The sequence below is a fragment of the Bacillus sp. AY18-3 genome (genome assembly GCF_008042305.1).
Taxonomy (GTDB): domain Bacteria; phylum Bacillota; class Bacilli; order Bacillales; family Bacillaceae_G; genus Bacillus_A; species Bacillus_A wiedmannii.
Window position 1 is genome coordinate 150,077 of the sequence record NZ_QKQR01000006.1, and the last position, 24,226, is coordinate 174,302.

22 protein-coding genes are annotated in these 24,226 nt (G+C 37.8%); 16 read left to right on the forward strand and 6 right to left on the reverse strand.

Annotation, left to right across the window (positions count from 1 at the left end; genetic code table 11):
- Positions 1-26 precede the first annotated feature (26 nt).
- Both DM800_RS06055 and DM800_RS06060 read right to left on the reverse strand, forming a co-directional pair.
- Positions 27-1,466: an MDR family MFS transporter gene (locus tag DM800_RS06055; RefSeq protein WP_147786585.1), complete on the reverse strand. Its 1,440-nt coding sequence runs from the start codon at positions 1,464-1,466 to the stop codon at positions 27-29.
- Positions 1,467-1,726: 260 nt separating this feature from the next.
- Entirely contained in the window at positions 1,727-2,998 is a 1,272-nt protein-coding gene (locus DM800_RS06060; protein WP_000558876.1) for a BaiN/RdsA family NAD(P)/FAD-dependent oxidoreductase, read from the reverse strand.
- 294 nt (positions 2,999-3,292) lie between these two features.
- On the opposite strand from DM800_RS06060, the gene DM800_RS06065 reads away from it, so the two are divergent.
- Positions 3,293-4,945 carry a putative polysaccharide biosynthesis protein gene (locus DM800_RS06065; RefSeq protein ID WP_001284033.1) on the forward strand — a complete coding sequence of 551 codons (1,653 nt, stop codon included), beginning with the start codon at positions 3,293-3,295 and terminating at the stop codon, positions 4,943-4,945.
- A gap of 41 nt (positions 4,946-4,986) precedes the next feature.
- Positions 4,987-5,715, forward strand: coding sequence for a pseudouridine synthase (locus DM800_RS06070; protein ID WP_001234944.1), 729 nt, complete (start codon positions 4,987-4,989; stop codon positions 5,713-5,715).
- Between the two features lie 81 nt (positions 5,716-5,796).
- Here DM800_RS06070 and DM800_RS06075 read toward each other — a convergent pair whose 3' ends face one another.
- Positions 5,797-6,018, reverse strand: a complete 222-nt coding sequence (locus tag DM800_RS06075; protein ID WP_000805512.1) for a DeoR family transcriptional regulator — start codon at positions 6,016-6,018, stop codon at positions 5,797-5,799.
- A gap of 357 nt (positions 6,019-6,375) precedes the next feature.
- Here DM800_RS06075 and pepV point away from each other — a divergent pair, with 357 nt between their 5' ends.
- From pepV to DM800_RS06095, 4 genes are all read left to right on the forward strand, one after another.
- A complete protein-coding gene (gene pepV / locus DM800_RS06080; RefSeq protein WP_147786586.1) occupies positions 6,376-7,782 on the forward strand; it encodes a dipeptidase PepV in 1,407 nt (468 codons plus the stop codon).
- A 369-nt stretch (positions 7,783-8,151) separates the two neighbouring features.
- Positions 8,152-8,697 (forward strand): RNA 2',3'-cyclic phosphodiesterase, encoded by a 546-nt coding sequence (thpR, locus tag DM800_RS06085; protein ID WP_098147795.1) that lies wholly within the window; start codon positions 8,152-8,154, stop codon positions 8,695-8,697.
- Positions 8,698-8,984: 287 nt separating this feature from the next.
- Positions 8,985-11,126, forward strand: coding sequence for a type I pullulanase (gene pulA / locus DM800_RS06090; protein WP_147786587.1), 2,142 nt, complete (start codon positions 8,985-8,987; stop codon positions 11,124-11,126).
- Positions 11,127-11,353: 227 nt separating this feature from the next.
- Positions 11,354-12,151, forward strand: a complete 798-nt coding sequence (locus tag DM800_RS06095; protein ID WP_087984845.1) for a phosphotransferase family protein — start codon at positions 11,354-11,356, stop codon at positions 12,149-12,151.
- A gap of 3 nt (positions 12,152-12,154) precedes the next feature.
- Here the strand turns inward: DM800_RS06095 and DM800_RS06100 are convergent, their stop codons facing one another.
- Positions 12,155-12,433, reverse strand: a complete 279-nt coding sequence (locus tag DM800_RS06100) for a YtzH-like family protein (protein WP_001122236.1) — start codon at positions 12,431-12,433, stop codon at positions 12,155-12,157.
- A gap of 228 nt (positions 12,434-12,661) precedes the next feature.
- Here DM800_RS06100 and trmB point away from each other — a divergent pair, with 228 nt between their 5' ends.
- Together trmB and DM800_RS06110 are read left to right on the forward strand one after the other, a co-directional pair.
- Positions 12,662-13,315, forward strand: a complete 654-nt coding sequence (trmB, locus tag DM800_RS06105) for a tRNA (guanosine(46)-N7)-methyltransferase TrmB (RefSeq protein WP_001239384.1) — start codon at positions 12,662-12,664, stop codon at positions 13,313-13,315.
- A 70-nt stretch (positions 13,316-13,385) separates the two neighbouring features.
- Positions 13,386-14,240 (forward strand): YtnP family quorum-quenching lactonase, encoded by an 855-nt coding sequence (locus tag DM800_RS06110; RefSeq protein WP_147786588.1) that lies wholly within the window; start codon positions 13,386-13,388, stop codon positions 14,238-14,240.
- A gap of 40 nt (positions 14,241-14,280) precedes the next feature.
- Here the strand turns inward: DM800_RS06110 and DM800_RS06115 are convergent, their stop codons facing one another.
- Positions 14,281-14,790: a GNAT family N-acetyltransferase gene (locus tag DM800_RS06115; RefSeq protein ID WP_098858594.1), complete on the reverse strand. Its 510-nt coding sequence runs from the start codon at positions 14,788-14,790 to the stop codon at positions 14,281-14,283.
- A gap of 72 nt (positions 14,791-14,862) precedes the next feature.
- Positions 14,863-15,174, reverse strand: coding sequence for a PepSY domain-containing protein (locus DM800_RS06120; RefSeq protein WP_048540743.1), 312 nt, complete (start codon positions 15,172-15,174; stop codon positions 14,863-14,865).
- Between the two features lie 148 nt (positions 15,175-15,322).
- Here DM800_RS06120 and DM800_RS06125 point away from each other — a divergent pair, with 148 nt between their 5' ends.
- From DM800_RS06125 to DM800_RS06160, 8 genes are all read left to right on the forward strand, one after another.
- Entirely contained in the window at positions 15,323-16,396 is a 1,074-nt protein-coding gene (locus tag DM800_RS06125; RefSeq protein ID WP_048528744.1) for a M42 family metallopeptidase, read from the forward strand.
- Between the two features lie 286 nt (positions 16,397-16,682).
- Complete coding sequence (locus DM800_RS06130) at positions 16,683-17,192, forward strand: DUF84 family protein (RefSeq protein ID WP_147786589.1); 510 nt, start codon at positions 16,683-16,685, stop codon at positions 17,190-17,192.
- A gap of 83 nt (positions 17,193-17,275) precedes the next feature.
- Entirely contained in the window at positions 17,276-17,590 is a 315-nt protein-coding gene (locus DM800_RS06135; RefSeq protein ID WP_000838193.1) for a thioredoxin family protein, read from the forward strand.
- A gap of 78 nt (positions 17,591-17,668) precedes the next feature.
- Positions 17,669-18,481, forward strand: a complete 813-nt coding sequence (locus tag DM800_RS06140) for a DUF1444 domain-containing protein (protein WP_147786590.1) — start codon at positions 17,669-17,671, stop codon at positions 18,479-18,481.
- Positions 18,478-19,092 carry a YtpR family tRNA-binding protein gene (ytpR, locus tag DM800_RS06145; RefSeq protein WP_147786591.1) on the forward strand — a complete coding sequence of 205 codons (615 nt, stop codon included), beginning with the start codon at positions 18,478-18,480 and terminating at the stop codon, positions 19,090-19,092. The genes DM800_RS06140 and ytpR overlap by 4 nt, the downstream gene beginning before the upstream one ends.
- 194 nt (positions 19,093-19,286) lie before the next feature.
- Entirely contained in the window at positions 19,287-19,631 is a 345-nt protein-coding gene (locus tag DM800_RS06150) for a thiamine transporter (RefSeq protein WP_087984841.1), read from the forward strand.
- Between the two features lie 38 nt (positions 19,632-19,669).
- Complete coding sequence (locus DM800_RS06155; RefSeq protein WP_097889186.1) at positions 19,670-20,626, forward strand: N-acetylmuramoyl-L-alanine amidase; 957 nt, start codon at positions 19,670-19,672, stop codon at positions 20,624-20,626.
- 155 nt (positions 20,627-20,781) lie between these two features.
- Positions 20,782-24,225: a DNA translocase FtsK gene (locus tag DM800_RS06160; RefSeq protein WP_147786592.1), complete on the forward strand. Its 3,444-nt coding sequence runs from the start codon at positions 20,782-20,784 to the stop codon at positions 24,223-24,225.
- Position 24,226 lies beyond the last annotated feature (1 nt).

Consider the following 24,226-nt stretch of genomic DNA (forward strand, 5'->3'; position numbering starts at 1 on the left):
GATGACCAAAATGGTCATCCTCTTTATTATTGCTCACTTGTTTGAGTAGCTGGTTTTAATAAAATCCAAGCGATAATTAGTGTAAATACTGCTAATACGAAAGTACTCATATAAATGACGTGTACACTTGATGCTAATGCCTCTTGCGATTCGGTTACTACGTTTGCTGTAGTTCCTCCGTGTCTGCCACCAGATACAAGATCAAGGTTTTGAATACCGCGTGCATGAATCATCGTATTAAAGATTGTGCCAAAGATTGCAGCACCTAACGTTTGACTAAATGTATTAATAAATGTGTTTAAACCAACGGCTGTTCCGCGTGTATGAGCTGGTACGGCTGCTTGAATTGTTACCATATAAATAGGTGTCACAAGCCCCATTCCTAATCCGAATAATCCGACTGCTACATAGATAAGGAACGATGGTGAATTTGTTGATAATGTAAATAATAAGAACGTAGCGACTGATAAAATGCTAGCTCCAAGTAAAATGATTTGTTTCGTTTTTAATTTGCCTACTAAGTTACCAGAGAAAATAGCGCCAAATGTCCACATAACAGGGATTGGCATTAAAATAAGTCCGGCTTCTGTCGCATTTTTTCCTAATACACCTTGGCTCCAAATTGGAAGGTACATTGTAATACTAATGATCATTGCGCCAGCAATGAGCGTTAATATGTTTATTGTAGATAATGTACGGTTAGAGAAAAGTGCTAGCGGAATTAATGGTTCCGGAGATTTTTTCTCGATGAATAAGAAAATAATGAATGAAACGACGGCAAAGATTAATAGGCCGATAATTGTTATGTCGCCCCAGTTTTGCTTACTGCTACCTGTTAATAATGCATATAGTAGAGCGATCGTACTTAATGAGAAGACTGTTGCACCAAGATAGTCGATATGGTGTTTAGCGGGCTTAATAGATTCTTTGTAGTAAATGGCGATCATTAAGCAAGCGATAATTCCAAATGGGACGTTTAAGAAGAAAATATAACGCCAAGATAGAGAATCAACTAAAAATCCACCGACTAACGGTCCGATAACACCCGATACACCCCAAACGGCACTCATCCAACCTTGTGCTTTCGCGCGGTCTCTCGCTTCGCTATATAAGTCTCCAATAATCGTCATTGTAATCGGCATAACAGCACCAGCACCTATACCTTGAAGAGCACGGAAGAAGATTAATTGTTCCATTGATGTAACGAATCCGCAAAGCGCAGAACCGATTAAGAAGATTGTAGCTCCGATGAGTAAAACTTTTTTACGGCCGAATAAATCAGCTAACTTTCCGTATATTGGAGTCGAAACAGCTGTTGCAAGCATATAAATTGCATATACCCAACTAACAAGTTCGACGCCTGACAAATCACTCGTTATACGAGGGATCGCTGTACTAACAATCGTTCCTTCTACCGCAGAAAGAAACGTCATTAGCATTAAAGACATCATGACTTTTTTTCTCATATTTTTTCCCCTTACCCTTTTTCAAATATTCAACAATATAAAATATAAAGGTACTAAGGTATATAAAGCAACAAAAAAGCAATGGGAAGTTAGGAGGAGCGTATATTTGTCGTTCTTTGTCGGTAAGTTGATATATTTAAGAAAACGCCGATATATGTTGTAGAAACGCTGATATATTCGAGGAATCGCCGATATAATTGTAGAATCACTGATATAATTTCATATACCTAAAAAAAGAAACAGGAAGCCCTGTTTCTTTTTTAATATTGCATTTTCGCGTTTTCTCCAGCCGTTGTTCCGGCAATTCTACCAGTAACGAGAGCAGATGTAATATTATAGCCGCCAGTATAACCATGAATATCAAGAACTTCTCCGCAGAAATATACGCCGTTCGTGAATTTAGAAGACATTTCTTTCGGGTTAATTTCTTTAACGGATACACCGCCGCCAGTAACGAATGCTTTTTCAATTGACTGCGTACCATTTACATTCACAGTAAACTCTTTAAAGTCTTTCACAAGTGCACGAATTTTCTCGTGAGAAACTTGTCCAGCTTGTTCGCTGCCATCAATTTCATTCTTTTCTAATAAGAATAGGAAGTAACGTTCAGGAACATAACCTTTTAATACATTTTTAATCCCTTTTTTCGGATCTTCTTTCATTTGTTTCAGCATGCGCTGGAATAGTTGTTCACTATTTTCTTCTGGCAATGCATCGATACTCATTTGAATCGTATTCGTTTTAAACTTTTTCAGTGCTTTCACGACGAATTGGCTACAACGAAGAGCGGCAGGACCAGATAGGCCGAAATGAGTGAAGAGCATGTCCATTTTGTGAGAAATGATAGCTTTTCCTTTCGGGTTTAATACGCTTAAGTTAACATCGCGTAAAGCAAGACCTTGTAAGGAGCGATCACGAATAAATGGTTCGTTTGAAAGGATTGGTACTTCTGTTGGGAATAGCTCTGTAATTGTATGCCCAGCTTTTTCAGCCCAAGCGTATCCGTCTCCAGTAGAGCCAGTTTGAGGAACGGATTTTCCGCCAACAGCGATAACGACATGATTCGTTTCTAACACTTCGCCAGTTTGCAGTACGACTGCTTTCGTTTGACCGTTCTCATATTCAATTGTTTCAACGGGTGTATTCGTACGGATTTTTACACCTAAGTCTTTTAATCGTGTTAAAAGTGCGTCTACTACTGATTGTGCTTTATTTGATACAGGGAACATGCGACCATGATCTTCTTCTTTTAGTTGCACGCCAAGCTTTTCGAAGAATGTAATAATATCTTCATTATTGAAAATAGAAAAAGCGCTGTATAAGAAGCGACCGTTTCCTGGTATATGTTTAACGATCTCATCAAGTGGTAGACGGTTCGTTACGTTACAACGACCACCACCAGAAATCGCAAGTTTACGCCCTAGTTTATTTCCTTTATCAAGAAGTAAGACACTTGCGCCTTCTTCTGCAGCACCGATTGCAGCCATTAGCCCAGAAGGCCCGCCGCCGATGACAATAACATCATAATGCATAATATATCGACCTCATTTTCTACATTTCCTGCCTAAAAGAATAGCATGTTTTCCCTTAAAAGAAAAATAGAGTGAAGTACTGCTTAAGGAGAGAATTGTGGTACAATACAAAAGTTAGAGTTCAGCACTATCCTGCTATTTGTGGGCAATAAGACAAAAACCTTAAGATGTAAGAGAAATAAAAAGGGAATTTGGTAGCTCATAAATGCTCGAATAGTTCAACTAATAATCAGTGGGGAAGAACACCCACACTGATTAAAGTTTCACTTTATGTAGATGTAGGAGGATTTTTGTATGTCCGATTCGAAATTTCTGCGCGGAACGCTTATTGTTACGTTAGGGACATTTTTAGTAAAGTTCTTAGGCATGATTTACGTCTTTCCGTTTCATGCATTAGTAGGTACAGAAGGCGGAACGCTCTATACATATGGATACATTCCATATACGATCTTTTTAAGTATTGCAACGGCAGGGGTGCCGCTTGCTGTTTCCAAATTTGTTTCCAAATATAATGCGCTTGGCGATTATAAAACGAGCCGGAGAATGTTCCGTTCGGGAATGGTTATGATGATAGTAACAGGAGTTCTTTCGTTCCTAGTTCTATACATGACAGCGCCACTGTTTGCAGAAGCAATGCTTGGTAAACAAAGTATACACAGTAATGTAGAAGAAGTTACGACGATTATTCGTCTTGTAAGTTTTGCACTTATTGTTGTACCCGCAGCGAGTTTAATTCGTGGTTATTTCCAAGGTCACCAATCGATGGGACCGACTACTGTTTCGCAAATTATTGAACAAATTATTCGTATCGTCTTTTTATTAGCGGGTAGTTTTATCGTTATTAAAGTACTTGGCGGTACAGTTGCAACAGCAGTTGGGGTAGCGACATTTGCTGCGTTCGTTTCAGCAGTTGGAGCGCTCGGTGTACTCATTTGGTACTGGTTAAAACGTAAAAAACATTTGGATCAATATTTAATTGAACAAACTGTACCAGAATCGACAGTGAGTACGGTTCAATTATTTAAAGAATTATTTGCATATGCGATTCCTTACGTTGTAATTGGGTTAACAATTCCTTTATATCAACAAATTGATACATTGACATTTAACTCAATTATGCAAGCGATTGGCCAAGGTGATATCGCAGAGCGAGCGCTTGGTATTTTCACAATGTGGACGCATAAATTAATTATGATTCCTGTATCGCTTGCAACAGCGTTTAGTTTAACGCTTGTACCAGCGATTACAAAATCATTTACTGAAAAACAATACCGCTATTTAAAGTTACAAATTACACAAACATTCCAGGCAAATATGTTCTTAACATTGCCAGCAGTTGTCGGTATTTCAACACTTGCATATCCAATTTATACTGCGTTCTATGATTCAGATCCACTAGGTGGACAAGTATTAATGTGGTATGCACCGGTTGCGTTGTTATTCGCTTTATTTACAGTAACAGCAGCAATTCTGCAAGGGATCAATCAACAAAAACATGCGATTGTCGCGCTTATTATGGGTGTTATTTTGAAATTCGTATGTAACGTAATCTTTATTCGTTATTTCGGTACAGTTGGAGCGATTTTAGCAACTGCAGTCGGATTCTTAGCTTCAGTATGGTATACGAATCGACAAATCAAAAAACATGTACACTATTCATTTGGTGTTGTATATAAGAGAACTTTCCAAATTGCAGTATTAACACTTGTAATGGTCATTGCTGTAAAGTTATCACAATGGACTCTGTCCTTCATGATCTCACCTGATGGCCGAATGGGTGCTCTTATTACAGTTGTGGTTTGTGCAGGTATTGGTGGTCTTGTGTATGGATTGTTAGCAATTCGCACAGGAGTACTTGAACGAGTATTTGGCGGAGAAGCGTTAGAGAAAATCCAACGTAAACTTGGCAATAGATTCAAAATAAAGTTGAAATCAAAAGGGGCGTAATTACGTCCCCTTTTCTATGATAAACAAAGAAGGTGAAAAACGTGAGATTAGATAAATTATTAGCAAATATGGGATATGGAAGTAGAAAAGAAGTAAAGAAATTATTGAAAGACGGCGTTGTAAAAATTGATGGAACGCCAGTGAAAGATGCGAAGGTTCATGTAAATGTAGAAGAGCAAGAAGTTATGATTCACGGAGAAGTTGTGGAATATAAAGAGTTTGTTTATTTAATGTTGCATAAACCACAAGGCGTTATTTCAGCGACAGAAGATGATAATCATGAAACGGTAATAGATTTATTAGAGTTAGAAGACGCAATCTTTGATCCGTTCCCAGTTGGACGACTTGATATTGATACGGAAGGTTTCTTATTGATAACAAATGACGGGAAGTTATCACATCAATTGTTATCTCCGAAAAAGCATGTGCCGAAAAAATATTATGCACACGTTGCAGGAGTAGTAACAGAAGAGGATGTAAAAGAGTTTGCTAAAGGTGTTATTTTAGATGATGGCTATGAAACAAAGCCAGGTGCACTTACAATATTAAAAAGCGATGAGATTTCTGAAATCGAGCTTGTAATTACAGAAGGAAAGTTCCATCAAGTGAAGCGTATGTTTGAAGCGGTAGGGAAAAAAGTAGTCTACCTAAAGAGAACAGAGATGGGACCATTAGTATTAGATGAAGAGCTAGAACTTGGACAATACCGAGAGCTATCAGATGAAGAAGTAGAAATGTTAAAAACATATCAAGTAGATACTGAGAAATAGTGCTGTTTTTGGCGCAGAAAAGACCCCTTTCTAACGAGTTAGAAAGGGGTATGTATTTATTTACATACAATTATTTGTTCATTATGAGGTCATTCTCACTTTCTTTCCTGTTGTTGTCCACTTACCGCGGCAAGGGCTATACACGAGTTCATTAAACTGCAACACATTTAGATCACGTTGTATCGTTCGCGGTGTGATCCCGAACTCATCTACAAGGTCTTTCGTCGTTACCGTTCCGTTTTCATTGATGTACATATAAATTGATTTAATGCGTGTTAGCATACGAGTAGTTGTAGGTTTCAAGAGAAAACCACTCCTCTACTAGTTTTTTTGACCCCATTCAGGAAAGAAGGTCGTTACTACCATTGTACTCTACATGATAAAATTCATGCTTTAATCTACTTAAATTTTACAGAAATTTAACAAATATTCATATAGAAAAATATTGGTAGTTGACATTGTATATATGGTCAGTCAACTAACACATAAAATTCTACGTAAAACGCCAAATTCCTGCAAATTTTTTTAGAAAAATAAAAGAAAAACTAATAAGAAATATCTGAAATATTACAATTGTTAGGTATTTAAGTTTCGTATATGGCATAAGAGATTTCGGTTTGTTATGATGAAAGAAACAATATAGTGAAGGATGGATGCGTGATGTCAGCGATTAATTGGACAGAAGAAGTTGCAAAACGAAAAGATGATTTAATTTGTGATACACAACAATTTTTACAAATTAAAAGTGTATGGGAAGAAGAATCAGCGAAAGAGGGCGCACCATTCGGTGAAGGTGTAGAAAAAGCTTTATCTTTCATGTTACATAAAGGAGAAACTGAAGGTTTTGCTTCTAAAAATTTAGAAGGGTATGCAGGTCATCTTGAAATGGGACAAGGAGAAGAGTTAGTAGGTATTCTTTGTCACGTTGATGTTGTGCCAGAAGGAGATGGCTGGACGACTCCGGCATATAGTGCAGATATTCGCGATGGAAAGATTTTTGCACGTGGTGCAATTGACGATAAAGGCCCAACGATGGCAGCTTATTATGCGATGAAAATTGTGAAAGAATTAGGTTTGCCTCTTTCAAAACGCGTTCGCATGATTTTAGGAACAGATGAGGAAAGCAATTGGAAATGTGTAGATCACTACTTTAAAAACGAAGAAATGCCAACAATCGGTTTTGCGCCAGACGCAGATTTTCCAATTATTAATGCAGAAAAAGGAATTTCTGATATACAAGTTGTGCAAAGTGGTAGTGAAGAAAAGAAAGGTACATATGAACTTGTTTCATTTGAATCAGGTCGCCGTTTAAATATGGTTCCTGATTTTGCAGAAGCGATTATTACAGGAGAAGATGTAAATGCACTTACAGTAGCATATGAAGAGTATTTACAAACTGCTAAAAAAATAGGTGAAGCAATTGTAGAAGGTAATACGGTGACGTTGCAAATTAAAGGGATTTCAGCTCACGGATCTACTCCAGAGAAGGGTGAGAATGCAGGTTTATTACTGGCAAACTTCTTAACTACAGTTGCTCTTGATGGAAAAGGGTCTTCGTTTGCATCGTTTGTAACAGAAACATTTACAGGAGATATTTTAGGAGAGAAAGCTGGTATTTCTTATAAAGACGATATTAGCGGACCGTTAACTGTGAATGTTGGTCGCCTTTCTTATACGAAAGAGAATGGTGGTAATTTAGGATTAAATGTACGTTACCCGGTTACGACTAACTTTGACGAAATGATTGCAAAGTTAAAAGAATACGTTGGTAATCATGGATTTAAAGTGGCGGATTATTCAAACTCTCGCCCGCATCATGTTGATAAAGACCACGTGTTAATTCGTACGTTGCAGCGCGTATATGAAGAACAAACAGGAGAAAAAGCAGAACTATTAGCAATCGGCGGTGGTACTTACGCTCGTTCATTGAAAGCTGGCGTTGCGTTTGGTCCGTTGTTCCCTGGAAAAGAAGAACTTGCGCATCAAAAAGACGAATACATTGAAATTGAAGACTTATTAAAAGCAACAGCAATTTACGCGCAAGCAATTCATGAATTAGCGAAGTAATGGATATATAAATAAGAAGAGGCCGTCCCGATACATATTTTGGGACGGTTTTCTGTTACGTATAGGTTGCTTTTCTTATCGTATTTAGTTGTTAAGTCGATATAATTTCATTTATCCCGCATTAACGGGCAGTAAGACCCCCACTTTAAAATTTAGCGAAAGCGAAGAAGTTAGGTGGGGATCAACTGCCCGTAAAAGCCCGATTGGTGAGGGCTGATAATCAGTAGGGGATGGACAAAACCCCCACTGATTAAAGTTTCACTTTATTAACGCGACCCTAACTTGGTTAGACTTGTAGGGAAGTTTGATTCTATTTAATTGAATGAGATAAGAAAGAAAAGCAACAATAGAAAGAAGGAGAAGATGTACATGGAGCCGCATTATTTTGTCGCGATTACGTTACCGAACCATATAAAAGAAGTGCTGTCTAACTATAAAGAGGAAATGCAGGAGGAATTACCATTTCGTTCATGGGTACATAAAGAAGACTACCATATTACCCTTTCATTTTTAGGTAGTGCAACAGAGGAACAATTAGAAGGAATAAAGAATGGATTACAAACCCTTACAGAAACGCAAGAACTAGCGTTCACATTACAAGGATTTTCTACGTTCGGTATGGAAGATAGGCCGCGTATTTTTTGGTCGAAGGTAAGCGAGAATTACGATTTGCTTCAATTACAAAAGCAAGTGCACGCTATGTGTGAAGGGAATGGATTTTCTTTAGAAGCGCGCCCGTATCATCCGCATATTACTGTTGCTCGTAAATGGGTAGGAGAAGAGAAGTTTGATTTAGAACATATAAAGGAAGTACCTGAAATATCATTTCAAGCGGATACGATTACTTTATATGAATCTCACGTGAAGGAGACACCGAAGTATAAAGCGATTGCTGAAATAAAATTACAAAAATAGAATGTATGAAAACGTTTTTTATACAGGTGAATATACTATAGAGAATAATGAGTTACTGTATAGGGCTTTAATGATAAGAAAAGTCTTATCATTAAAGCTCGTTTCATCCCTCTATTTGCGGGCAGTAAGACTCCTACCTCAAAATTAGGATCAAGCAAAGAAGTTAGGTGGGAGATCAACTGCCCATAAAGGCCCAATTGGTGAAGGTTAATAATCAGTGGGGTAAAGCTTTCCCGCTGATTAAAGTTTCACTTTATTTTAACTTTAAGAATGATGGTGATTTTTTTATGTTGAAAGTAAAACGTCCATTTGATGCCTATTTAGATGAAATGAATAAAATTACAATTTTGCTCCCACATGCGTATGGAACAAGCCGGACATTTCGTTTGCAAGAAGGAAGTAACGTGAAAGATTTACCGATTGCTCATACAATTGCGCTTCCGGATGCAACGAAGTATGAGTGCTTTATAGAAGAGCCGCTAGATGTGGGGAAGTATTATACAGTACGAGATGAACGGAATGAAGAAACAGATTTACAAATAGGTGCTGTCATAAGAACAGCGATTTTCGATGAAAAGTATTATTACGAAGGTACAGATTTAGGGGCTGTTTATCAAAAAGAAGCAACGACATTTAAAGTATGGGCTCCAACTGCGAGGCTTGCGAAAGTAAGGATTTATAAAAGTGATAAAGAATATACCGATCATGAAATGTATAGAGGAGAAAGTGGGGTTTGGACTCATACATTACAAGGTAATTTAGCTGAAGAAAAGTATACATTTCTTGTTTGTATTAATTTAATATGGAATGAAGCAGTGGATCCTTACGCAAAGTCAGTGACTGTAAATGGGAAGTACGGCGTTGTTATCGATTTGGAAAAGACAAATGTAACAAGACGAGAGCAATTACCACCATTACACGCAATGACAGATGCCATACTGTATGAACTGCATATTCGTGATGCCACTATTCATAAGGGCAGTGGAGTGAGTAAAAAAGGAACATATAAAGGGCTAATGGAAGAAGGGACAACAGGGCGAAATGGGACGTTAACAGGCTTGTCTCATATAAAAGATTTGGGTGTTACACATGTTGAATTATTGCCTTTATGTTGTTTCGGTGGTGTAGATGAGGCGAATCCTTCTTCTGCATATAATTGGGGTTACAATCCATTATATTACAATGCGCCTACGGGATTTTATGCTACAAACCCTTCTGACCCGTATAACAGGATAGTAGAGTGTAAGCAACTAATTGAAACATTTCATGAGCACGGCATTAGGGTGATTATAGATGTTGTATACAATCATGTGTATGAAAGAGAGCTATCATCATTTGAAAAGCTTGTCCCAGGATATTATTTTCGTCATGGTGAAGATGGTATGCCTTCTAATGGGACGGGAGTCGGGAATGATATAGCATCTGAACGGAAAATGATGAGGAAATTTATTGTAGAGTCTATTTTATATTGGCTTACTGAATACAATGTTGATGGATTCCGATTCGACTTAATGGGAATTTTAGATGTTGATACAATGAATATAATAGAAAAAGAAGTACGAAACATAAAGCGAGATGCATTGTTATTAGGAGAAGGGTGGGAGCTACAAACACCACTTCCTCTAGAGGAAAAAGCAACGTTAAATAACGCAAAGAAAATGCCGCATATTGCGCAATTTAATGATCAATTTCGTGATGGGATAAAAGGGAGTACCTTTCATATAAATAAGCGTGGGTTTGCATTTGGTGGGCATGTAGACTGTAATCATTTGCAGTATATAGCATCGGGAAGTCTTTTGAGTATGAAAGAAACAGGTCTGTTTCTAGAGCCTGTGCAAAGCATTAACTATGTAGAATGTCATGACAATATGACGATGTGGGATAAACTAATGCGGAGTAATGAAGAACCAGAAGAGATTTTGAAAAAACGTCACCTTCTAGCGAGCGCAATGGTGATTCTTTCGCAAGGCATTCCTTTCTTACATGCTGGGCAAGAGTTTTATCGTACGAAGCAAGGAAATGAAAATAGTTATAATGCAAATGATGAAATTAATCAATTAGATTGGGATCAAAAAGAGGAAGAGATAGAGACCGTTAACTATATAAAAGGTTTAATTGCGATTCGCAAAGAGCACAGAGCATTCCGATTACAAAACGCAGACCTTATAAAAAAGCACATGACTTTTTTGCAAACATCTCCAGAAGTACTTGCATATCACCTAGAGCATGCAGAATCATTTGGACCGTGGAAAGAGATTATAGTTTTATTTAATAGCGGTTTAGAAGCTAAAACGGTGCAACTTCCGAAAGAAGAAACGTGGCATGTGTTAGTAAACGAAAAGCAAGCGAAAATAGAGCCAATTTCTTCATTTAGAGGAAAGGAACTTAGGCTCGCTCCGATTAGCACGTATATATTGACGATAATGTGACAAATCGCTACTTGACGATGAGAATGTAATAAATGTAGAATTGACAAAGGTGACGATTTTGATAAGTTGTCATTCTATGACAGGTTTTGTAAAATAAAATAGAGAGTTTTTGGCTTATGCCAAGTTTTCTTTTCATTTACAGTAAAATATATGAATCCACAACATATGTAGAAATGTTGCGGTTTTTCTTTTCATAACTATAAAAGATAAGGATTTGTTAACGGGTAATGAATATGGAATGGTTGGAACAATTATTAGGAAAAGAGTGGAGTCTTGTACCGGCTGGTGGAGTAACGGGCGATGCGTATATTGCGCAAAACGGACAACAGAAGTTATTTTTAAAGCGGAATACATCGCCCTTTTTAGCGGTATTGTCAGCAGAAGGAATTGTTCCAAAATTACTTTGGACAAGAAGGGTAACGAACGGTGATGTAATTTCTGCTCAAAAATGGCTTCCGGGACAGAAGCTAGAGCCAGAGGATATGAAACTAGAACGTGTTGCGAAACTTTTGAAGAAAATACACTCTTCTAAAGCGCTTGTACAGATGATTCAAAGACTTGGGAAGCAGCCGCTTCACGCACAAGAGTTATTACAACAACTGCAACTGGTTTTAAGAGGAGATATAAGGGATGATGAAACAATTCAGCAAGGCCTTCAATATTTAATGGATTCATTAAAAGATATTGAATACAATGAATTCGTTGTATGCCATTGTGATGTGAACCATAACAACTGGCTATTGTCGGATGAAGATGAGTTGTTTTTAATTGATTGGGATGGAGCTGTAATTGCTGACCCAGCTCTAGACCTCGGTATGTTATTATATTGGTACATTCCGCGCCACGAATGGAGCGAGTGGCTCAAATATTATGATATTGAAATGGATGAATCGCTGCTTAGGCGTATGAGATGGTATGTAATAGCACAAACGATTTTGTCTATGCAATGGCACACAACAAAAAAACAGCAAGCAGAAGCTGAATATTGGCATCAATATTTACAGCAACTACTTGCTTCAGAGTAATACTTAAGAAAAATTGTCCATTCCAGCAATCCACTGAGTAAGTTGTTCTTGATTATTGGAAATGTGGTTGTCCAAATTAGAGGAAGATTTACCCGATTGACTATAAGAATATACATCGTTTAGCATTGCTTTAGCGTCACTACTTATACTATCGTTTGCGAGTAACGATTGAATGAGACGCTCTAATTGCTCGCATTCAGAAACTGTCCCGCAACAATCACTTTGGTGATTGACTAAAATATCTTTCAGCACTTCTAATTGATGTTGTTGATTAATTGGCATGAACGGATCATCCTTTCGATTGTTTTTCTCTTCAAATGTACGAGAAAAAGCTGTTTCGTCATGGAATGTTTAATGCTGTATGTAGTTTTTATCAAAATGGTACATCTTATACTTGAAAGAAACGGACCGAGTGCTCGTACGTACTTGGTTTTTTGTTTGGGAGATTGATTAAAACAGAGAGAAGGAATTATTCCTTTAAAATAGCTATGTAAAGAGAGGGAGACATCTATGCGTTTAAGACATAAACCATATGCAATGGATCGAATTAATGAGTATTCACATATCGTAATTGGAAACCCAGAGGAGCGCGCTGGTAACTGGAAAGAAGTATTTGGAAATGAGCAACCAATTCATATTGAAGTAGGTACAGGTCGTGGCCGCTTTATGTACGATATGGCAAAAGCAAACCCACATATTAATTATATTGGAATTGAAAAATTCACAAGTGTTGTTGTAGATGCACTTGATAAATTAATTGAAGAAGAAGTACCGAACTTAAAGTTAATTAATAAAGATGCTGAAGATTTAACAGTTTTCTTTGCAAAAGGTGAGATTGACCGCGTTTATTTAAACTTCTCAGACCCATGGCCGAAGAATCGTCATACGAAGCGTCGTCTAACGTATAAAACATTTTTACGCAATTATGAAGAAGTGTTAGTAGAAGGTGGAGAAATTCATTTCAAAACAGATAACCAAGGTTTATTTGAATACTCTCTAATGAGTATGGCTGAGTATGGTATGTTATTAACTTACCTGAGCCTAGATCTTCATAATAGTGATTATGAAGGAAACATTATGACAGAATACGAAGAGAAATTCTCAAGTAAAGGTCATCGTATTTACCGAGTTGAAGCAAAATATCGCACAGAGCCTATGCAGTAATGCATAGGTTTTTTTGTAACTAAAATAATCGGAATTTTATGTTAATATTGAAAGGAAAGGGGGATGAAAAATGGAACAGTTACAAATTGGAGATATAAAAGTGACGTGGCTAAAAGGCGGGAACACACATTTAGATGGAGGAGCAATGTTTGGTGTTGTACCGAAAGTGCTTTGGTCACGTAAATATAAACATAATGATACAAATCATATTTATTTACGAACAGATCCGTTACTTTTGCAAACGAAAGACGGTAATATGCTCATTGATTCCGGAATAGGAAACGGTAAATTGAATGAGAAGATGAAGCGAAATCAAGGTGTAACAGAAGAGTCATCGGTTTATAAATCATTAGAAAAACTAGATTTAAAACCTGAAGATATTCAGTATGTCTTAATGACACACCTGCATTTTGATCATGCATCTGGTTTAACGAAATGGGAAGGTGATCACCTTGTACCATCGTTTCCGAATGCGAAAGTTTACGTAAGCGAAACAGAATGGAATGAAATGAGGAACCCAAATATCAGGTCGCGCAATACATATTGGAAGGAAAATTGGGAGCCGATTGTAGATCAAATTGCTACATTCCAGCAAGAAATAGAAATTACGGATGAAATAAAAATGGCGCATACAGGTGGTCATAGTGATGGACATGCAGTTATTGCTTTAGAAAGCAAAGGTGAAACGATGATTCATTTAGCAGACCTATTGCCGACGCACGCACATCAAAATGTACTATGGGTGATGGCCTACGATGATTATCCAATGACATCAATTGAAAATAAGAAAAAGTGGATGGAGTACGGCGCTGAAAACGATGCTTGGTTTACGTTTTATCATGACGCGTATTACCGTGCAGTAAAGTGGAATAAGGAAGGACATATTGTAGAAAAGATAGAGCGGAAAACGAGTGTAGAAGCATAAAAATAGGAGGTTGTTCCAGAATATTTGCTGGAGCAGCCTCCTATTTAGATATGCTATATAAATAATGAAGCATATCTCCATTATAATATTTAGTCATGAATTCTTTTTCTTTAATCATACCAAGCTTCTTAGCAACTTTTTGTGAAGCAATATTGTCATGTTTAATAATTGAATAGACTTTTGACAGTCCTAATTCATTAAAAGCATATTCTTTAATGCTTTTGGTAATTTCACTTGCGTAACCTTTATGCCAAAACTCTTTTTTTAACAAATATCCAATTTCTATGACCTGTTCAACATCGGTATCCTGCATACTTAAACCGGCATTTCCTATAAATTCATCAGTTTCTTTTAGATACATCCCCCATAAGCCAAAGCCAAAATCTTTATATCGTTTTATATTTCTATCTAACCAGGATTGAACATCAGCATCAGAAAAATTGTGCTCATAAGCATACATTACATCTGGATCTTGCAACATCATTTTTAAATCATCAAAATCATCTTGTCGCATTTCCTTTAGGCATAAGTATTCGGTTTCTAATATCATCTAACATCGATACTCCTTTTATTTCTTTCACAATTAAAAAATAAGAGGTTCACCTAATGGGAACCCTCCTTTTTATGCTGCTATAACCTCTAAAACAGTACCTGTTTTAGCATCAACTAAAAATTCAAATCGTTCTTGTATATCATCTAACATTGTTGTAAGACCGCCACGATAAACTTCGTATGCGACATCATATTTTTCAAATGCCTCTGGAACCATATGTACCCAAGAGCCAGTAATTTCACCTTTATGACTTAATGCTTGTTTCACCATTTTCAATGCTTTTTCTGAAGAAATATGGGATTGTTCTTGTACTTTGTTTGCAACAAGATAACCAGCTGCGAACCCAACGCCAAGACCTGCTACTAAACCTTTCCAGCTCATATATTCACCTCAATTCTATAAAATAAAAATAGTGTACCAATAATAATTATAAAGCAAATACAGTTAAAAAAGAAGAAACTAGAAACATTTCGAAAATTTCGTTACAATAAAAGAGGTATTCTACTAAGGTTTGAAAGAAGGGGACTTCGTGAATAAAGAGACATTACAATTATTTCGTACGTTAACAGAATTACAAGGTGCATCAGGTTTTGAGCATGATGTACGCCGTTTTATGAAGCAAGAATTAAGCAAATATGCGGATGAAATTGTACAAGACGGTTTAGGTAGCGTATTTGGCCTGAAAAAAGGGGACGAAACTGGCCCACGTGTTCTTGTAGCAGGTCATATGGATGAAGTAGGTTTCATGGTTACGCAAATTACGAAAAACGGAATGCTTCGTTTTCAAACGTTAGGCGGCTGGTGGAGCCAAGTGCTATTAGCACAACGTGTACAAGTTATGACGAAGAATGGTCCTGTTGTTGGGGTTGTTGGTTCTATTCCTCCTCATTTATTAAGTGATGCGCAACGTGCAAAACCGATGGATATAAAAAATATGTTAATTGATATAGGTGCAGATAGCTATGAAGATGCGATTGAAATTGGTGTAAAACCAGGACAACAAATCGTGCCAATCTGCCCGTTTACGCCGATGGCAAACGAAAAGAAAATTATGGCGAAAGCTTGGGACAACCGTTACGGATGTGGCCTTGCAATCGAATTATTAAAAGAATTAAAAGATGAAACATTACCAAACACATTATACTCTGGTGCGACTGTACAAGAAGAAGTTGGTCTTCGCGGTGCACAAACTGCTGCAAATATGATTCAACCAGACATTTTCTATGCGCTTGATGCAAGTCCAGCAAACGATGCATCTGGTGACAAAACACAGTTCGGTCAATTAGGAAAAGGTGCTCTTCTTCGTATTTATGATCGTACGATGGTAACGCATAGAGGAATGCGCGAATTCATTTTAGATACAGCAGAAACACACAACATTCCGTACCAATACTTTATTTCACAAGGTGGTACAGATGCGGGCCGTGTACATACAAGTAACTCAGGTATCCCATCAGCAGTAATTGGTGTTTGCGCACGTTACATTCATACACATGCTTCTATTTTACATGTTGATGATTATGCGGCAGCAAAAGAACTCATTACGAAGCTTGTAAGAGCAACGGATAAAACGACGTTAGAGACAATTAAGAATAACGCGTAGGAGAAGAAGGGCGAAAAACCCTTCTTTTTTTAGGTTGAATAGATGACCCAGCGGTGTGTGGTGGCGGTTAGTGCTTAATAGGTGCTCGAATGGTGTATTAAGACCGTGGGTAGGAAGAAAGAAGAAGCCTGTTTTTTTGTTTAGGACCAATAATATTGTGGAAAGCCATCTTCTTTTATAGGTAGAAGGGATTCCACTGTGGTGTGTGATAGTGGTTGGTACTTAATTTGTGCCGAAGCGGATATTGGATGGAACAAAATGATGAATTTTTATAGAGGTGAACGAAATGAAAGTAGTAGTTGGATCGAAGAATAAAACGAAAGTTGGTGCTGTAGAGAAGGTTTGGAAAGATGCTACAATTACATCTCTTTCTGTTCCTTCAGGGGTAGCAAATCAGCCGTTTACAGATGAAGAGACGATGCAAGGAGCGGTTAATAGAGCGAAGCGAGCGCTACAAGAAGGAGAAGCTCAAATTGGTATTGGATTAGAAGGTGGCGTAATGAAAACGGAGCACGGTTTATTTATGTGTAACTGGGGCGCGCTAGCAACAAATACCGGTAAAACATTCGTTGCAGGCGGTGCACGTATTAAGTTACCAGATGATTTTTTAGCACCTCTTGAAGATGGCAAGGAGTTAAGTGAAGTGATGGAAGAGTTTGTACAAAGAAAAGATATTCGTAGTCACGAAGGTGCTATCGGTATTTTTACAGATGATTATGTCGACCGCACGGAATTATTTGTACACGTTGTTAAGTTACTTGTTGGGCAATATAAGTATGACGAAAAGCAAGCATAAACCTTGCACCATGCGCGATGTATGGTAGTATAAAAGAAAGATTATAACATGAAAAAATGCACTCGTTAGAGGAGGAAATATAGATGAAATCATTAGAAAGCATGGAGCAATTCCAACAATTGAAAAATGAAGAGAATGTGGTCTTTATGTTCTCAGCAGAATGGTGCCCAGACTGCCGTTTTGTAGACCCGTTTATGCCAGAAGTAGAAGAGAAATATAGTGATTTCTCATTTTACTATGTAGATCGTGATGAGTTTATTGATCTATGCGTAAAATTAGACGTATTTGGCATTCCGAGCTTTGTAGCGTACAATAAGGGTGAAGAAACAGGTCGCTATGTAAACAAAGATCGTAAAACACAAGAGCAAATCGAAGAGTTCATTGAAGGTTTAAAATAAGGCAATTTGCCAATTGAATTGTAAAACAACCTCTACCTTCGCGGGGGAGGTTATTTTTTTGGAAGGGAGGAAAAAGAGATGAAGATGACAAGTAAAAAGATGAAAGACGAGTTAATGAAGAAATTATCTCGCCCAGAATGGGACTTTCAGTATGATAGCGAGAAAGAAGTTCTACGTATAGAACAGAAAGACTCGAAAAAAGGTATTAACGTATCGCTTCCAGGAGTTGTGGCAAAATGGGAAGTGAATAAAGAAAAAGCAATTGAAGAGGTTGCTTATTACGTACAAGAAGCGTTAATTGCGATGCATAAAGAAGAAAATAGCGCAGCGAAAATTTTACCTGTTATTCGCTCTACTTCTTTCCCGAAACAAGCAGAAGAAGGAAATCCGTTTATTATGACGGATCATACGGCGGAAACACGTATTTACTACGCGTTAGATTCGAATAAAACGTATCGACTCATTGATGAGCGTCTATTACAAAAATTAGAACTTACAGAGCAACAAGTGCGTGAGATGGCATTATTCAACGCTCGCTCATTAGGTTATGAATTTAAACAAGAAACAGTAGCAGGGAATACATTCTACTTTTTAAACACAAATGATGGGTATGATGCGACGCGTATTTTAAACGAATCGTTACTACAATCGATGCGTGAAAAGATTTCTGGTGACATGGTTGTTGCTGTTCCTCACCAAGATGTATTAATTGTTGCTGATATCGTCAACGAAATCGGTTATGATATTATTGCACAAATGACAATGAAATTTTTTGCCGAAGGGCATGTTCCGATTACATCACTTTCATTCGTATATGAAGATGGAGACTTCGAGCCAATCTTTATTTTAGCGAAGAATCGGAAGAAGACAGACGGAAAAGAGAAAGGATGAACGAAGTGAACGTTTTTTACAACCTTGAAGGAATTGGTGACACTCTAATTGTTGCCTTACAAGATATTACTTTAGAGAACCGTACTTTTGATCGCAAAGGAGATGTTGCACGCGTATACGATCGTGAAAGCAATGTAACAGCAGGATTCAACATCTTTAATGCGTCTTCTTACTTAGAAGTAAAAGAAACAGGTAACCTAACATTAACGAAAGAATTTGTAGAAAAAATCAACGGGATTTTAGCGAAGAACGGCTTTGAAGAAACAGTAGAAGCAGATCTTTCTCCAAAATTTGTTGTAGGCTATGTAGCTGAAAAAGAGAAGCATCCAAATGCTGATAAGCTAAACATTTGTAAAGTAGAAATCGGTACAGAAACATTACAAATCGTATGTGGCGCACCGAACGTTGATGCAGGACAAAAAGTTGTCGTTGCAAAAATCGGCGCTGTAATGCCAAGCGGTATGTTAATTAAACCAGCTGAACTTCGCGGTGTTCCTTCTTCTGGAATGATTTGTTCAGCACGTGAATTAGAGCTTCCAAATGCTCCACAAGAAAAAGGTATTCTTGTATTAGAAGATAGCTTTGAAGTTGGACAAGAGTTCAAATTTTAATTGATGTAAGAAAAGAGAGGTTGTCCTTTTGGACAGCCTCTCTTTTCTGTTGAATCATTGATATATTGCGAGTTGTGACAGATATATTCAAAAAATCGTTCATATGATAAGGATGTCACCTTTTTTCTCAAAAACTATATTGTATTTTATAAACAAACTAGTTAAAATTTAGAAAAATAGAAGGGGATAGACGTATGAAACAACAACTAAAAATCGCAGAACTTCTGAAACGAATTGAAACTTCAAAACAGCAAGATATCGAACTAGGTTCCTATGAAATATATGTGTTTAGCGAAAATGAATTAGAAAAAGGACAAATCGGTTATCGATATGATAAACATAAAAATTCATTAATAAGTGAAGAACATGGAAAATGGAAAGAAGAATGGATTGTTATCGGATATGAAACAGATATGGGGGATCCGATTTTCGTAAATGTGGCTGATGGTGCGTATTTAGTTTATACGGCAGAGCGTGGTACAGAAACATGGCAACCCGTTCATATTGGAAATATGGATGAGATTATAAAACAATTATAAAAAACTTTGAGACCGGTGCAAAGTGATGGGAGAAACACATGAAGTATATAAAAATAATGAGCATGATTGTATTCATTGGAATATATATGGGAGGTTGTTCGCAAGAAGAGCCGAAAAAAGAAGTAACATCTTCTATGCAGGAAAAAAAACAAGATAACAGGGAAGACGCACCGGTAGAAAAGCAGCAAGAAGAACAAGAAAAGAAAGAAGAACCGCAAGCAGTTCAAACGAATGAGCAAGTGGAGCAGAAGCAGGAGGAAGTGCCGGCCGAGGAAAAGAAAGAGGAAGCTACGCCAGCGCAGCCAACAGAGCAACCGCTGCAAAATAATGAACAAAAAGTAGAGAGTAATGAAAAACAAGGAAAGTTTCTTGTTGTTATTGATCCGGGGCATCAACAAAAAGCAAATTTAAATTTGGAGCCGATTGGGCCAGGAGCAACGACGCAAAAATATAAAGTGACAGATGGTACAACTGGTGTTGTGACGAAAAAAAGAGAGGCTGTTCTTGTATTAGAAATGGCTTCCGTATTAAAAGAAAAGTTAGAAGCAAAGGGAATACAAGTATTAATGACGAGAACGTCACAAGATGTGGATATAAGTAATAAAGAACGCGCGACATTTGCGAATGATCATAAGGCGAATTTATTTTTACGTCTTCATGCAGATGGCTCTGAAAATCCGAATCAAAGTGGATTTGCTGTATTAACGCCGGCAGAAGGAAGTCCGTACACGAAAGAGATTTATGCTGAAAGTCTTCAAATCTCTCAAACGATTGTAAATAAAATGAGAGAGAATCATCAAGTGAAAGTAAATGGAATTAAATTCAGGGATGACCTTTCTGGATTTAATTGGGCAAAGGTTCCTGGCGTACTATTAGAACTTGGATTTATGTCAAATTCTGAAGAAGATAAAAAATTATCTGACCCACAGTATGTAAATTCTTTATTGCAAAGTGTAACGGATAGTGTAGATGAGTATCGGAAGAGTAAAGCTTAAACGCAGTCTTACATGGAAGGCTGCGTTTTTCCATATGAAAACACTCGTAAATTAGAATGTTATGGATAAATATGACATGCTTAATTTTACCTGCACTTTTTGCCGAATGCTGATACAATAAAGGATGTTACTATTTAGTAGAAAGAGTGGTAAGCATGTTAGATTGGATGAAAAAGCTGTTTAACAAAGAGGAAGAACAAACAGCGATAAATAAAGAAGTACCAAAGCAAATCGAAAGTCAGCCGAAGATCCCTCGTGTAAACCACTACACTGAAGCAAGAGAAGCACAAATGGCAAGTCGGAATGCAGGTAAATGCCGTTTTCCATTAGTACCGGATAATGGGTTCGATGAAGAGGATGTTATAGCAACAGGGCATTTTGAAGAACAACCTGTTCAAGTTGTAACATATGAAAATCAGCCTACTCAAAGAGGGGTCAAAGTGGAAAGAAGTAGACGACAGTATGTGGAAAAGGTAGTTTCTACATATGAAGAGCCGGCAGTACAATATGAACCGGAGAGAGAGCCTGTCGTAAAGAAAGCATCTGCACCTTCGCAAGAAAGTAACCGTAGACCATTTCGTCCAACAGAAATGATCTCGCCAATTTACGGATATAATCGTCCTTCTGTAGAGAAAAAGGTAGAAAAGCAGAAGGAAAAAAAGGAAAGAGAAGATCTTGAAATATCTGTAGAGGGCAAATCAGTCGTTGATGCATGGTTAGAGAAAAAAGGATATACATTATCTGATTTCTCAGAAGGACAAGCAACGAATTCTTCCAGTCATGAAGGTGTTGATCAGCGAGATCAACAAAGTAAAAAGGAAGAAAAGTCAGTTGTCGATCAATGGCTAGAGAAAAACGGTTATGAAACTGAACGCCAAGAGCCTATAGTAGAAGAAAAAGAAGTGGTTCAAGAAATTAGTGCACAGCAGGCAGTTCCAGCGGGTGAAGTACCTCATCAAACAATTGCTGAGCGTATGGAAGATGCTAAGCAAGAAAGTGATGTAGTGGTCAAAAACATTCTACAAACAGAATTAGTAGATTCTAAAGTAGAGCACGAGGATACAATATTATCAGAAGAAACTAAACGTAATACAGAAATAGAACAACCTACTATTGAAGTAGAAAAGCAAGCTCCAGCAGAATCAGTGATTGTCAAAGCAGAAGAAAAACTTGAAGAAACAATCATCGTGAAAATACCAGAAGAAGTGGAAGTAATTGCAGAAACAGAAGAGTCAGAAGAAGTGGAAGTAATTGCAGAAGCAGAAGAGCTAGAAGAAGTGGAAGTAATTGCAGAAGCAGAAGAGTCAGAAGAAGTAGAAGTAATTGCAGAAGCAGAAGAGTCAGAAGAAGTGGAAGTAATTGCAGAAGCAGAAGAGCTAGAAGAAGTGGAAGTAATTGCAGAAGAACAACAAGTTGTAGAAGAAGCGCCGATTGCGGAAGAGCAGTCAGTTGTAGAAGAAGCGCCGATTGCGGAAGAGCAGTCAGTTGTAGAAGAAGCGCCGATTGCGGAAGAACAACGAGTTGTAGAGGAAGCACCGATTGCAGAAGGACAACAAGTTGTAGAAGAAGCACGGATTGCGGAAGAGCGACAAGTTGTAGAGGAAACACCGGTCTCAGAAGAGCAACCAATTGTACAAAAAGAAGAACCAAAACGTCAGAAAAAGCGCCATGTCCCATTTAATGTTGTTATGTTGAAACAAGACAGAACGCGATTAATGGAAAGACATGCGGCTAGAGTAAATGCAATGCAACCTTCTATGAGTGAACGAGTAGAGAATAAGCCTGTCCAACAAGTAGAAGAAACACAAGTGCTACAAGTGGAAGAAAAGCCAATGCAGCAAGTAGTAGTGGAACCACAAGTGGAAGAAAGACCAATGCAACAAAGACCAATGCAACAAGTGGCAGTAGAACCACAAGTGGAAGAGAAACCAGTGCAACAAGAGGTAGTAGAACCACGAGTGGAAGAACAACCAGTGCAACAAGAGGTAGTAGAACCACAAGTGGAAGAACAACCAGTGCAACAAGAGGTAGTAGAACCACAAGTGGAAGAGAAATCAACGCAGCAAGTGGTGGTAGAGCAAGTACAAAAGCCAACTTCAAGTACGGAAGTACAAGAGAAAGCATATGTTGTAAATCAAAGAGAGAACGATATGCGAAATGTATTGCAAACACCACCGACATATGCAATTCCGCCATTAACATTGTTGTCAATTCCGCAGCAGGCAGCTTTAGATAATACGGAATGGTTGGATGAACAGAAAGAATTATTAGATACAACATTTAATAATTTCCACGTTGGTGCACATGTTATTAACGTATCGCAAGGTCCAGCGGTAACTCGTTTTGAAGTACAGCCAGACCCAGGTGTGAAAGTAAATAAAATTACAAACTTAAGTGATGATATTAAACTGAGTTTAGCAGCGAAAGATATTCGTATTGAAGCACCGATTCCAGGGAAGAGTGCGATTGGAATCGAAGTTCCAAATAAAGAAAGTAAGCCAGTATTCCTTCGTGAAATTTTAAGAAGTCCTGTGTTTACAAAGAGCGAATCACCGCTTACAGTTGCGCTAGGACTTGATATTTCAGGCGATCCAATTGTAACGGATATTCGAAAAATGCCACATGGACTTATTGCGGGTGCAACGGGTTCTGGTAAAAGTGTGTGCATTAACGCAATTTTAACGAGCATTTTATATAAAGCGAAACCGCATGAAGTGAAGTTAATGTTAATCGATCCGAAGATGGTTGAGCTTGCACCATACAATTCTGTTCCGCATCTTGTAGCACCTGTTATTACGGATGTAAAAGCAGCGACAGCTGCATTAAAGTGGGCGGTTGAAGAAATGGAGCGTCGTTATGAATTGTTTGCGCACGCTGGTGCTCGTGATTTAACTCGTTATAATACGATTGTAAGTGGGCGAGAAATTCCAGGAGAGACATTACCTTATATCGTTATTGTCATTGACGAGTTAGCCGATTTAATGATGGTAGCACCTGGTGATGTTGAGGAAGCGATTTGTCGTATTGCGCAAAAAGCACGTGCTTGTGGTATTCATTTATTAGTAGCAACGCAGCGTCCGTCTGTAGATGTTATTACAGGTTTAATTAAGTCAAACATTCCAACGCGTATTGCGTTTACTGTATCATCTCAAGTTGATTCGCGTACGATTATTGATATTGGGGGCGCGGAGAAATTACTTGGCCGTGGTGATATGCTATTTTTAGGAAACGGTACGTCTAAACCAGTTCGTGTACAAGGTGTATATGTATCGGATGATGAGATTGAGAAAACAGTTGATCATGTGAGAAAGCAAATGAAGCCGAATTACTTATTTAAGCAAGAGGATTTATTAGCGAAAACAGAACAAGCTGAGTCGGAAGACGAATTGTTCTTTGATGCATGTCAATTTGTTGTAGAACAAGGGGGAGCGTCCACATCTTCTGTACAGCGAAAATTCCGCATCGGTTATAATCGCGCGGCACGTCTCATTGAAGAGATGGAATCGCAAGGGATTATTTCTGAAGGAAGAGGAACGAAACCGAGAGATGTCCTTATTTCTGAGGATGAATTCGCTGCTATGCAGGAAACAAATGTATAGT

Bases quoted from the DNA above. Each gene is read 5' to 3' on its own strand.
- DM800_RS06055 (WP_147786585.1), bottom strand. From the start codon at position 1,466: ATGAGAAAAAAAGTCATGATGTCTTTAATGCTAATGACGTTTCTTTCT.
- DM800_RS06060 (WP_000558876.1), bottom strand. From the start codon at position 2,998: ATGCATTATGATGTTATTGTCATCGGCGGCGGGCCTTCTGGGCTAATG.
- DM800_RS06065 (WP_001284033.1), top strand. From the start codon at position 3,293: ATGTCCGATTCGAAATTTCTGCGCGGAACGCTTATTGTTACGTTAGGG.
- pepV (WP_147786586.1), top strand. From the start codon at position 6,376: ATGTCAGCGATTAATTGGACAGAAGAAGTTGCAAAACGAAAAGATGAT.
- thpR (WP_098147795.1), top strand. From the start codon at position 8,152: ATGGAGCCGCATTATTTTGTCGCGATTACGTTACCGAACCATATAAAA.
- pulA (WP_147786587.1), top strand. From the start codon at position 8,985: ATGTTGAAAGTAAAACGTCCATTTGATGCCTATTTAGATGAAATGAAT.
- DM800_RS06095 (WP_087984845.1), top strand. From the start codon at position 11,354: ATGAATATGGAATGGTTGGAACAATTATTAGGAAAAGAGTGGAGTCTT.
- DM800_RS06100 (WP_001122236.1), bottom strand. From the start codon at position 12,433: ATGCCAATTAATCAACAACATCAATTAGAAGTGCTGAAAGATATTTTA.
- trmB (WP_001239384.1), top strand. From the start codon at position 12,662: ATGCGTTTAAGACATAAACCATATGCAATGGATCGAATTAATGAGTAT.
- DM800_RS06110 (WP_147786588.1), top strand. From the start codon at position 13,386: ATGGAACAGTTACAAATTGGAGATATAAAAGTGACGTGGCTAAAAGGC.
- DM800_RS06115 (WP_098858594.1), bottom strand. From the start codon at position 14,790: ATGATATTAGAAACCGAATACTTATGCCTAAAGGAAATGCGACAAGAT.
- DM800_RS06120 (WP_048540743.1), bottom strand. From the start codon at position 15,174: ATGAGCTGGAAAGGTTTAGTAGCAGGTCTTGGCGTTGGGTTCGCAGCT.
- DM800_RS06130 (WP_147786589.1), top strand. From the start codon at position 16,683: ATGAAAGTAGTAGTTGGATCGAAGAATAAAACGAAAGTTGGTGCTGTA.
- DM800_RS06135 (WP_000838193.1), top strand. From the start codon at position 17,276: ATGAAATCATTAGAAAGCATGGAGCAATTCCAACAATTGAAAAATGAA.
- DM800_RS06140 (WP_147786590.1), top strand. From the start codon at position 17,669: ATGAAGATGACAAGTAAAAAGATGAAAGACGAGTTAATGAAGAAATTA.
- ytpR (WP_147786591.1), top strand. From the start codon at position 18,478: ATGAACGAAGTGAACGTTTTTTACAACCTTGAAGGAATTGGTGACACT.
- DM800_RS06150 (WP_087984841.1), top strand. From the start codon at position 19,287: ATGAAACAACAACTAAAAATCGCAGAACTTCTGAAACGAATTGAAACT.
- DM800_RS06155 (WP_097889186.1), top strand. From the start codon at position 19,670: ATGAAGTATATAAAAATAATGAGCATGATTGTATTCATTGGAATATAT.
- DM800_RS06160 (WP_147786592.1), top strand. From the start codon at position 20,782: ATGTTAGATTGGATGAAAAAGCTGTTTAACAAAGAGGAAGAACAAACA.